General features: G+C 47.1%; 9 protein-coding genes and 5 pseudogenes. 5 read left to right on the plus strand and 9 right to left on the minus strand.

The genetic code is table 11. The annotated features are described in order from the left end of the window. Positions 1–440: 440 nt before the first annotated feature. Both HMPREF3096_RS30960 and HMPREF3096_RS18490 read right to left on the minus strand, forming a co-directional pair. Entirely contained in the window at positions 441–602 is a 162-nt protein-coding gene (locus HMPREF3096_RS30960; protein WP_003032086.1) for a hypothetical protein, read from the minus strand. Between the two features lie 70 nt (positions 603–672). Beyond that, positions 673–997, minus strand: a pseudogene (locus HMPREF3096_RS18490) (integrase core domain-containing protein); the annotation flags it as partial. A 558-nt stretch (positions 998–1,555) separates the two neighbouring features. On the opposite strand from HMPREF3096_RS18490, the gene HMPREF3096_RS29565 reads away from it, so the two are divergent. The 3 genes from HMPREF3096_RS29565 (at position 1,556) to HMPREF3096_RS18500 (ending at position 3,826) form a co-directional block, all read left to right on the plus strand. Further along, the gene (locus HMPREF3096_RS29565; RefSeq protein WP_077270174.1) at positions 1,556–2,266 is read left to right on the plus strand and encodes a PilZ domain-containing protein; all 711 of its coding nucleotides are present in this window, start codon (positions 1,556–1,558) and stop codon (positions 2,264–2,266) included. Positions 2,267–2,383: 117 nt separating this feature from the next. Further along, positions 2,384–2,968 (plus strand): helix-turn-helix domain-containing protein, encoded by a 585-nt coding sequence (locus tag HMPREF3096_RS18495; protein ID WP_000799244.1) that lies wholly within the window; start codon positions 2,384–2,386, stop codon positions 2,966–2,968. A gap of 141 nt (positions 2,969–3,109) precedes the next feature. Further along, complete coding sequence (locus HMPREF3096_RS18500) at positions 3,110–3,826, plus strand: cyclic-di-GMP phosphodiesterase MrkJ (protein ID WP_032731930.1); 717 nt, start codon at positions 3,110–3,112, stop codon at positions 3,824–3,826. A 61-nt stretch (positions 3,827–3,887) separates the two neighbouring features. Here the strand turns inward: HMPREF3096_RS18500 and HMPREF3096_RS18505 are convergent, their stop codons facing one another. The 5 genes from HMPREF3096_RS18505 to mrkA all read right to left on the minus strand — a co-directional run bounded on the left by HMPREF3096_RS18505 (position 3,888) and on the right by mrkA (position 9,519). Beyond that, entirely contained in the window at positions 3,888–4,538 is a 651-nt protein-coding gene (locus tag HMPREF3096_RS18505) for a fimbrial protein (RefSeq protein WP_032731931.1), read from the minus strand. Positions 4,539–4,552: 14 nt separating this feature from the next. Beyond that, positions 4,553–5,527 carry a fimbrial protein gene (locus HMPREF3096_RS18510; protein WP_032731932.1) on the minus strand — a complete coding sequence of 325 codons (975 nt, stop codon included), beginning with the start codon at positions 5,525–5,527 and terminating at the stop codon, positions 4,553–4,555. Then, complete coding sequence (locus HMPREF3096_RS18515) at positions 5,518–8,004, minus strand: fimbria/pilus outer membrane usher protein (RefSeq protein WP_032731933.1); 2,487 nt, start codon at positions 8,002–8,004, stop codon at positions 5,518–5,520. The genes HMPREF3096_RS18510 and HMPREF3096_RS18515 overlap by 10 nt, the downstream gene beginning before the upstream one ends. 11 nt (positions 8,005–8,015) lie before the next feature. Next, entirely contained in the window at positions 8,016–8,717 is a 702-nt protein-coding gene (locus tag HMPREF3096_RS18520) for a fimbrial biogenesis chaperone (protein WP_000820820.1), read from the minus strand. A gap of 193 nt (positions 8,718–8,910) precedes the next feature. Next, positions 8,911–9,519, minus strand: a complete 609-nt coding sequence (gene mrkA / locus HMPREF3096_RS18525) for a type 3 fimbria major subunit MrkA (protein WP_001493056.1) — start codon at positions 9,517–9,519, stop codon at positions 8,911–8,913. A 405-nt stretch (positions 9,520–9,924) separates the two neighbouring features. Here mrkA and HMPREF3096_RS30550 point away from each other — a divergent pair. Further along, positions 9,925–10,062, plus strand: a pseudogene (locus HMPREF3096_RS30550) (IS110 family transposase); the annotation flags it as partial. Positions 10,063–10,135: 73 nt separating this feature from the next. Here the strand turns inward: HMPREF3096_RS30550 and HMPREF3096_RS29570 are convergent. Further along, positions 10,136–10,273, minus strand: a pseudogene (locus tag HMPREF3096_RS29570) (IS3 family transposase); the annotation flags it as partial. An 86-nt stretch (positions 10,274–10,359) separates the two neighbouring features. Here HMPREF3096_RS29570 and HMPREF3096_RS31925 point away from each other — a divergent pair. Next, positions 10,360–10,446 (plus strand): annotated as a pseudogene (locus HMPREF3096_RS31925) (IS5/IS1182 family transposase); the annotation flags it as partial. A gap of 38 nt (positions 10,447–10,484) precedes the next feature. Here the strand turns inward: HMPREF3096_RS31925 and HMPREF3096_RS30560 are convergent. Continuing rightward, positions 10,485–10,604 (minus strand): annotated as a pseudogene (locus tag HMPREF3096_RS30560) (AAA family ATPase); the annotation flags it as partial. Positions 10,605–10,633 lie beyond the last annotated feature (29 nt).

Raw genomic sequence — 10,633 nt, forward strand, 5'->3', positions numbered from 1 at the left:
TATTACGGCACGGGTGTTCAACGAGTATTTTTAAATATTAATCATTTTGTTTAACGGGTGGATACCTACAAATTTTAACATTTACTAATCAAGATAGCAGTTATACGTACTTTCCCGGCAAAAATCCTGAGGTTTACAGATTCCCTCACCGTAACAGACCCGGTCATTCCCCTGGTCCTCCGGAGAGTCTAGTACGAGTGATAAACGTGAATTCCTGTACCTGAAGTTCAGCCGCTGGCAGATAAGGGTAATGCTGTCAACCTGTTGATGACTATTTTAATCTGTTGTCATTCAATCCTTGTAACATCAGGATGATCCTGGTGTCAGTGAAAATACGAAATCAACACGTTGGTATCATTACCCATTGTCGAACTCAACAATTTCTGCTTTTAGTTCACTCCAGGATTTATCGAATTCTTTTGGTTTATTTGCCAGTTGACTCACATAGTTTTCGACGTGTGTAATAAGTTTTCACTGCATTTCTGACGCAAAAGGAATAGATTTGTAATCTCTTCCTGCGTCCCTTTTGCCTGAATCTCATAACGGTCAGTTGCTTTTTTAAGTTTTGATAAAGCGGTTTCTCTTTCGGATCCACGTAACATTTTTTACTCCTGCTGTATGTCGTGAAATTATTCCTATATTTGACCCTTATATCCAGATATTTTTACTCTCTTACGATTGCGATAGATTTCTGTGTATATATTCCTGTGTTGACTGATATCCCAGAGCACTATGCGGATGACGTTTATTGTAATGAATGAACGCCACTGCCGAATTCATCACCGCAGCCTGGCTGTCCGGATTCGACATGATTCCGATGTAGTCCCGTTTTATCATCTTCACGAAGCTTTCTGCTATTTCGTTGATTTCCGGGCTGCTCACCACTGTTGTGCATGGCTCAAGATTCAACTCTCTGACGAACTGCGAACTTCCGCGTTTCATGTACAGTATACGCTGAACCATTATCCGTCAGCCACTGCACCGGTATGTCCGGTAACCTGTACGCGACGATAACCGTAACTCGGCATGTCACTGATGATATTGAGGATGTCAGACTGTATCCCTGCGTCAACTTCGTCATTACGCCGGGTACAGCATCTGCCCTGTCAGACGGCTGAATGGTTACCATGTTGGTGGGCTACGTAGGAGACATTCATACCCCTACTCCATCGTCTGCTGGATAATGGCGATTTTCTCCTGATGAGTCTGACACTTACGGGCTTATTGCCCTAACAAGATCTCGGTCACCTCAGAATTAGCACCTGTGTTACACATATATTCAACCTTATCTCTTATCTGGAGATGCAACTACTGTCTGTTTAAGGGACTACATCACTGTCCGCTATCATCACTATTGGTAGACCAGGGATGTTTATATTAAAAGATTATTCATTCCAAATACCTATAAAGAAAATTCGACAGTGTCAACTATCGATCAATAGGATTAGCCTATTTTTTTACATCAAACAATAGGCTGTAATGGCATTTTTTTAAGAAAAATACGATTCAAACATGGGATAATAAATTCTGTCTATTTTTGGATTAGGGAGTCAATATGTCTGAAGGAGTTTCTAAAAATTCCAGATATGAAATCATTGCAATTCTGAGAGATGAACTCAGGATTCAATCTAAATTGTACTTCTATTGTAATGATATAAAACACCAGTCAACCCTAAAAAAAATAGAAGGAAATTTTTTCTATGTAAAACCATCTACCTCTCATCCAGGCCTTCCTAAAGAGAGCATTTTTTATTTTATCATCCACAGCCCATTAGGAAAAATAGAATTCACAACCAACAATCGAATCACTGACAAAAGCAATTCAAACAATCTTCTATGCTTCATTAACCCTGAATCATTATCAATACTACAACGAAGGACATCACCAAGAATTAACGTTAGGTACGAAAGCCAGTTTTATTGCTCTGGAAGATACAGAAGTGGCACTATTTATAAATATCACTTGAATGATATATCTGAAGGTGGTTGCTCGTTTATATCCCTGGAACCTTTGCATAGTTTTATTAGAAATGGAAATAAACTTGAAAATTCAGTGTTAAATCTTGGGGAGTACGGACAAATCCTTGTTAATTTAAAGATAAAACATATATCCGAGGAAAGTAATCGCAAACAATGTGATGCAACAAGCTTCAGAGTATCTTGCATGTTTTATTACGAAAGTGAAGAAAAAAAAGAGAAGATAGAAAAAATAATTGTCAAATTGATAATTGATAGAAAAATAATAAACAGGCGAAGCCTAGTTTAATTCATTTGATGAAATATAATTTCAATAAAACACAACCACTTTAATCTAAAACACTATTAATTCAATAGCACACAAGACATTTTTTGATAACGATAGTCAACAGGAAAATTTAACACATTGAAAAACACATTACTTTATACTGACGACAATATCATCGGGCACTCAATCCATGATTATATGATTGATAACAAAAAAAACATCACCACTCTTAACTTCCAGGATATTGTTAAGGGGACCAGCGCGCCATCAACTACTACCATTATTGTCAACACTATCCATAAGGATATCTCTGCAGCCACAACGGTCGCATTGCTTAATACCCTGCGCAAGCGTCTTACGCACTGCGCTTTGCTGGTTTTAATTGTAAAAAGTGACCTCTCCAGACTGTTCCGGGAGCTGCTTTATATTGATAATATATTGATTTTGAATGAAAAATCTTCTTTATCAGATTTCTCAGCCATCATCAACAGACCTTTGACCGCCGATGGCTGCCAGCGGTTATGTACCCGGCGTAAGCTAACCGCTAGGGAGCTTCAGGTTCTGGAGCTAATCATTGCCTGTAACAACAATAAAAGAATCGCATTACTCCTCGATATTGATCACAAAACGGTACACAGTCATAAGGTACATATTATGAAGAAACTGGGGATGAATAACTCACGGATAATGAATAAAAGGATAGTCAATATGTATCGGTGCTAAAGCCAAAAATATGTGGGTGACCAATCAAAAACCGATAATTCATTGGTAATCTGCCTTTAATAATCATTCCCATAGACATAAACCTGACCTATAATAAAGTTATCTTCTCTTTACCTCCGACCTGATTTTTGACGAGAGATAATGAACGCGACTCTGTTTTCCAATCATAATTTATCACGTAGCGATATATCCGTTCGTTATGTCTTTCAAAAGATGTTTTCCCCAAAAGGTACGCTCGTCGCCGTAGAGTGCCTGAGTCGTTTCGATAGCCTGTCTATCTCTCCAGAAAACTTCTTCCGCTATGCCAATGCGGGATTGCGCGAGAGCATATTCATGGAGCAACTGGCGCTTATTGAAAAACATAAACAGTGGTTTAATAAAAACGGCATCTCTGCAACAATCAATGTTGATGACCATATACTCAACATATTGCTAAGACCAGAGATTAAAAACCTCGTTGGCCACATTGGCTGCGTTCACTTTGAGGTAACAGAAAACTCGAATAAATTATTGAACAATGCTCTTGCAACCTGGAGCGATCCGCGAAGTACGACGCTCTGGCTCGATGATTTTGGCTCAGGCAATGCGGGTATTAGCGCGATTCGAGGCTACCATTTTGATTATGTCAAAATCGATAAAGACTTCTTCTGGCATTTAATGCAAAAAGATTCTGGCCGACCATTGATGGATGCGCTGATCACCTTTCTTTCCCGTAACCACCATAATGTGATTATTGAAGGCGTAGAAAGCGAAGCGCACAAGAAATGGTTACAGGGCATGGAGTGGTTTGCTATTCAGGGACACTACTGGAAGGAAGTCAGTATTGAACAACTGGTCAAAGAAGATATCAAGGTTTAAAAAAATGCCGGAGCATTCCGGCATCAATATTAACATTCGCGCAATAAAGTCAATCAATCACTCAATTATAAACTAACTCCCAGGTCGCCCAGCTGGTCAACGGACCGCTGGTCGCTTTTTCCGGCGCTGGCGTAACGTAGCCAATGTAATAAGTAAATATCCCGCCATCCACCGCCTTTTCGACCAGAGGCACCCGGTTTTGCTGCGGGTCAGCCGGGACAATTTTATTGCTCTTGTCCAGAGTATTATTGTCGTTAGTCGACAGCGCCAGGAAAATATGGCTGGCCCCATCCGCGCGCGTATTCGCCAGATAACCAGCGTTTTCATTGCTGACGGAATTAACCATAAACCCATCAATCCAGCGCACATTCACCATCCGAACTTCATCTTCATCCGCCGCGCCGCCATCATGACGAAGCTGGCAGTTTGAGAGTTCCAGCGTGAAAGGCTGTGGTTTCATAAATGCCCCCGCCCCGCGATCGTGTACTTCTGCCAGGCTGACCGGCGCCAGCCAGACGCTTCCACTCCCTGCATTATTGCCGCCGTTAAGCGCCACGCTACAGGAGATGTCGGTCACCCGTCCGGCAAAATCAACCCGCCCACGATCGTAATTCGTCTCGAATCCCCACGCCGAGGAGGCAATAAGCGTCCCGCTTATCAGGGCCAACTGAATGAGTCGTGTGCTATTTTTATACTTTGCTGAATCACTCATACCCGCCTCCCGCATTAATCGTACGTCAGGTTAAAGACCAGGTGCGACTCCACTTCACCGGTACTGGTAGTCGGCGCATATTGATAGAAGCGCGCATGGAGAGGCAGGGTGATATAACGAGTTTCCTGGCTTTGTAATGTACCAATATTATATTTTTTGTTGAATTCCAGAGGAGTGTTGTCCTTTATAACCTGCACACCAACGCCCTTAGCAGCAGAATTTCCGGTCTTTTCGTTTAGTAGAACACCTTGATTCGCTGATGTATTTGTAGCTAATGTTCCAGAAAATGAGGTGTTAATATTTGCATAACCACTGACACTGACTCCCCCACTACACTCCAGTTTAATATCAAATGGTGTACCGCCAGCCCAGGTCCCCACCCCTTTTAAATCAGCTCGTTTAATCGTGCCTATATCGACATTCATATTTTTGCCACCTAAAATGGTACAAGAAGGTGCAACAATTGTAATGGCATCAGCATTAAGGCTGGTTTTAAGGATTGTAAATCCTGGTCCGTACTCTGTATACGGCCCACTGGCTAAGGTTCCACTCCCTGTTGTGGTACTGGTCTTAATTATATCTAATGTGAATGTTGAACCTGCGAGTCTAAAGGAGGAACCTGTCGTGGTATAACTATCAGGGTAGATCATACTGATCGCCCCTGTACGTGAGAAACGTAAACCAATTCCAGGAATTGCAGTTGAATAGACTTTATTGGCCCCCTGAACCAAACCAGCAGCAACAACTTTCGCATCTGATTTCAGAGTAGTATTTCTATCACATGTAACATAAATCGTATTATTATCCGGCATTGTCCATGTTTTAGTTGCAATGACACTCCCTACTGGTAAGTCCGGGCTAACAACCACGCGCCCCATAGCCATATTAATTTCATAGGCACTATTAGATTGCCAACATGATGCCCATGCTGACGTTGTCCCCAGCGCCATTAAGCCAATAAAAAGCGTCAGTTTTTTCATTAGCGACATAGCGTTTCCTTTGTTTTTTCCTGACTTAATTCCACCGAGCACTGTCCGCCGCTCCACTTAACCGTGGCCTTCGGCGCGCTGGCGTCGCTGATAAACATCATGCTGCCCTGCCCCACCACGCCGATCTCTTTCCCGGACGGACCGAATATCGTGGCGGCAAACGGTAACGGCAGGCCATTAGCCTGGCGCGCCCGCAGAGTGATGTTGTTCTGCAGCGTGGTATCGAAGGAGACCTTGACCACGCTCCCTTCCCACGGCACCACCTGCGCCACGGTACTGCCGAAGGCGACATCGTCATTGCTGCCTTTCGGGTCAATTTCAACGGAATTTATCCGGTAAGGCCGCAGATACGGCAGAATGGCGTAGCCGTTGCTGTCGATGCGGGTACCCGGCGAACCGGGCAACATCGCGCCCGCGGCATCTTTCGCTTCGATCAGCGCCATAGTAGTGCCGGTTTCCGGCGAGAATACGACGCCGTGCTGATGCGCGATTAGCGTCCCGCTGGCGCCCACGCCGCTCTGGCGATAGCCTTCGCCCTGGCTATAGCTGCCGTTCAGCGTCGTCCACGGGGTACGGTAACTGCCGTTCAGCGCCACATCGTGCTGGCCGCCGGTGGCGGTGGTGGTCGACACGCCGTAGTTAAGGTTGTTTTCGCTATCCAGCGAACCGTTGACGCCAATCTGCGAGCTGGCGAAACGCGAATTGTTAAACGCGGTATTCGATGTCAGGTTAGCGGTGCGGTTTTCACCGAACCACAGCGGGTAGCTAAAGTTGAGAGACACGCGATCGTCGCGGCGGTGGCCGGAACTATCCGGGGTATAGACGCGCTGGGCGCTGACCGACCACGAGAGCCGACCGTACATGTTGTTGTAACTAAACTGATACTGCTTTTCCGTCCCCGAACGGTTCCAGTAATCCGCCACCCGACCGCTCAGATAAAAACCGCCCCAGCCGTCCGGCAGGTTCTGGTTGACGGTAAAGGTCATCCCGTTTTTCTGGCGCCACACGGTGTAGTTGCTGTTGTAGTTCTTCTCCTGATCGACGGCGTAGAGGGCGTCGTTCAGGTTGTAGTAGCCTTTGGTGGAGTAGCGATACGCCGCCAGCACGATGCTGGTCTGGGTTTCGGTAAACATGCGGTTAAAGGTGGCGCGATAGCTTTGACCGTGCTCGTCAAGGGTATCGCTCTTCAGCCGCGAGTGAGTCACGTCGAAGGAGAGCGCGCCGATGCCGGTGTTCATCCCGGTCCCCAGCAGGAACGCCTGATAGTCATCAAATCCGGTGACGCCGGTATAGCCGGTAAACAGGTTATTTAAACCATGCTGCCAGGTTCCCTGGTAGAGTATCGGTTTATTACGCAGCGAACTATCGTCGACTTTACCGGCGGAGAGCGCGTAGCGGGTCATCCCCGGACGCAGCAGCTGCGCTACCGAGGCGTAAGGTACGCTGAATACCTCGACCGAACCATCGCCCTCTTTAACCGACACTTCAAGGTCGCTACCGTAGCCGGAAGGATAGACATCCTGCAGGGTAAACGGCCCCGGCGGCACCGTGGTCTGATAGATAATATTGCTGCCCTGGCGCACCGTCACCAGGGCGTTGCTTTGCGCCACGCCGCGAATTTCAGGGGCGTAGGAGCGCATGCCGTCGGGAAACATATTGTCATCGGTCGCCAGGTTAACCCCGCGCAGGCCGATGGTGTCAAAGAACTCGCCGTTGGTAAAAATCTGCCCGCCGCTGACTATCGAGTTAATCTGCGGAATCGGCCGCTGCAGATAGGTCTGGTTGCTGTTCCAGTGCGCTTTCCCCTGCTGCTGCTGCCAGTTCAGGTTACCGATATGCTTGAGCAGCCAGCCGTCCCACGACAGGCCCGCGTTAACGCCAAGATACGCGCTGCTGTTATCGGAACCGTTGGCCGAGGAGATATGGCTGTTCCAGGCGTTGGCCATCCAGCCTAAATTCAGCGCCGCAACGCCTTTATCCCAGAATTGCGGGCTGACAAAGTTTTTCAGGCGCTGATCTTCGTAGATTTGCGGTACAGCAATATCCAGTCTCAGGGAGGACTGAATCAGCGTGTCTTTGACGTTATCTTCGTGACGCCACTCCTGCAGGCGTCCGCAGAAGCCCTCTTTTTCGCTGAGCTGCGGATTTAATTTTTCCGGCGAAATCCCATACTGCATCAGCATCGCTTTGGTATAGCAGACGCCCATTTTGCCGTCTTTACCGGCGGTGATTTTCAGGTCGTAGCGCCCTTTCCATTCGCCGTTGGTATAGACATCAAGGGAGTAGACGCCCTCGCTGATAGCGCTGGTCGAGAAGCGCGACAGGTCGACCTTTTCGCGACTGCCGACGATAAAACCATCGTTAAATTGATAGATCGTTCCCGGGTTTTCCTGTCCGCTGGAAAATGGCGGAAAGCAGCACAGCGCAACCGCAATAGCCGTGCTTAATCTTCCCGGGCAGATTGACCTCTGCTTCATGATCGTTTCCCTTATTTGACGGTAACTTTCACTGCGACATCTGCACCATAATCATTAATGTTGTTAACGGTCAGGGTCTCGCCTTTGCTCACCGCTGAAGAGAGGGCGATGGTCTGGCTGGACTGCGGGGCAAACATGACCGTTTTGCTGTTGAGCGCTTTGCCGCCGTTACGGGAGATACGGCTTACGGTGATATAAAAGGGCGTTGGGTTACTGACGGACAGGCTGCTGCCGTTAGCGGAGAGCGCCAGTTTTTCTGCCGCAGCGTCGCGATTGCCTAGCCCGGCAGGGCGATAAATAAACTTAAAGCGCGAACGAATCGCCAGCTGCAGAATATTTTGCCCTTCGTTTTTCTGGCTGGCCTCAACCGGCGGTATTTCCAGAAGGTTCAGCCACCACAGCGTCTCTTTATCTTTAGCCAGCCCTGCATTACTGCCGAGCTTAATACGCAGGGTTTGACCGCTTTTCGCATCAACGCGGGAAATAGGCGGCGTGATAATAAAGGGGGTCGTAATGGTATCCGGCGTCGCGTCGGCATTACCGTTATCCAGCCAGGCTTGCGCCAGCGCCGGACGGTCGGCGGTGTTAGAGAGCTGCACCGTTATTTCTTTTTCATTTCCTGGATAAATAAAGCGGGTACCGTTAACAATAATATTATTGGCATGGGCCGCAAAACTAAAAATGAAACAGAAAAAAAGGGCAATACGCTTCATGCTGACCTCAGAATAAAAAAATAAGCGGCAGCAGTGGCCGCTTTATTATTGTTGTATACCCTGAATAATTCGAATTGCAGAAAGACGGCCAGAGAGTGACTGGGGTGAGCAAACGTCGCCAACGCCTGTGCCATTCGAAGTATGACGGGTATAGACCGCCCCGGCGCGAGGCGGCTTTATCTCTCAGTCGATATTACTGATAAGTAATTTCGTAAGTCGCGTAGCTGTTAACCACACCGGTGGTAACCGTGGTCGGGGTGCTGGTCGCATAGCCGACGTAGTAAGTGAAGCGCGCGCCATCCTGAACGGCAGAGGCATCACCGGCCGCTTTAGGCTGGGTGCTGTCGCCCGGGATGATTTTGTTGGTCAGCGCGGTGGCGTTATCGGTGGAGAGAACCAGCTGGATATTCTGCGCGCCGGCGGCTTCGGTGTTAGCCAGGTAGCCCTGCTGTTTAGCGGTTGCGCCCGCCAGCAGGTTACCGCCGGTCCAGTTCACACCCAGTTTGCTCACATCATCCTGTTTGGTGCCATCAGCCGCCTGGCAGTCAGAAACATCGATGGTGAAAGATTTCGGTTTCAGATAGGTATCCGCCGCGGCAGCTTTAACTTCCGTTAAAGTCACTGGTGACAGATAAACGTTCGCATCGCTGCCCTGGCCGTTTACGGAAACAGTACAAGATACGTCGGTAACTTTACCGAAGAAATTAACCTGACCGCCGCCTACATTGGTATCAGCAGCATTTGCCGCAGCCATACCAAAAAACGCAGTTGCCATTGCAGCAGAGAGAAGAACCTTTTTCATTGCCATTTCCTTGTCAGAGTGAATTAAGTATCAATGAGCAAACAGTTAATACGCACAAAAGTCAGAAGCGATTTGCGATGCTCACTTGTGCAACTGTTAATAGAAACTTCGACTGACCGGAGTCCGCAATATTTAAGGCGTCAGGAACGAATTCAATGAAAGAATTCGTCGAGGCTGTCGGCGTCAAAGAATGCTATTTCGAAATTAAACATACATTCTTTTACAACTTGATTGAGACTGTTTTATGGATTAGCGTCTATTAATAAACAAAAAACAATCAGCAATTCCAATCAAAGACATGTTGACTTTTGTCAAACATAACATAAAGAAAAGTAACACATTGATTTTTAGAGGTTATAATTACAATGCGCCAATGGCTATAATTTTAATGATGTTTAAAATCACAATGGCATGGGTAAGTCAGTTTATTCAAAGCGTACTGGTCGAAAAGAATTACTCCAGGCGGTGGCGAAGATTCCGGTCTGCCTGATTAGTGTCGAAGCGAGCACTGGGGCATTTTACTGGCAGCATGAGTCTGAAAAATAGGGACATAAAGTAAAAGTTATCAATCCTCAGTATGTAAAACACGTTACCCGCCCTGAAATCCGGGCGCGCTGTAGGTGATATCAGTCACCCAGACCTGATTGGGCTTTACCACGGTAAATTCACGCTGCACACGATTAGGGGCAACGACCGAAGGTCTGCCAGCCATCCGGCATGAAGCTTTATAGCCACGCACCGCTTTGATCCGGTTCAACAACGGTAGCGGCATAGAAAGCCACAGGAAGTAGCTGAGGACTCGCTGAAGAAGGTAATAGCAGCTTTCCCTCGCGCCATTGCTGGCGCGATTTGCCTGAGCGATATGGCCCAAGGAAGACCTTTTATAACCGTTTTAACCGATGTGTCAACGCCAAGATTACTGACCGTTTTTCGCCATTTTCATTGCCCGCACTCCCTGTTGGTCATTAACGTTGTCCGCTTTCCACCATTTCATCATCACTGATTGGCGTTGCGCTTTTTGCCAGCACTCCGGCTTTGCGTTTCTCTTTCAACCGATAGCTTTCTCCTTTTATGTTCAGCGTTGACCTGCTCCCCGTTGATTAATACACCGTGA

Origin of the sequence: Klebsiella sp. HMSC25G12 (assembly GCF_001807705.1) — a bacterium.
Taxonomy (GTDB): Bacteria; Pseudomonadota; Gammaproteobacteria; order Enterobacterales; family Enterobacteriaceae; genus Klebsiella; species Klebsiella variicola.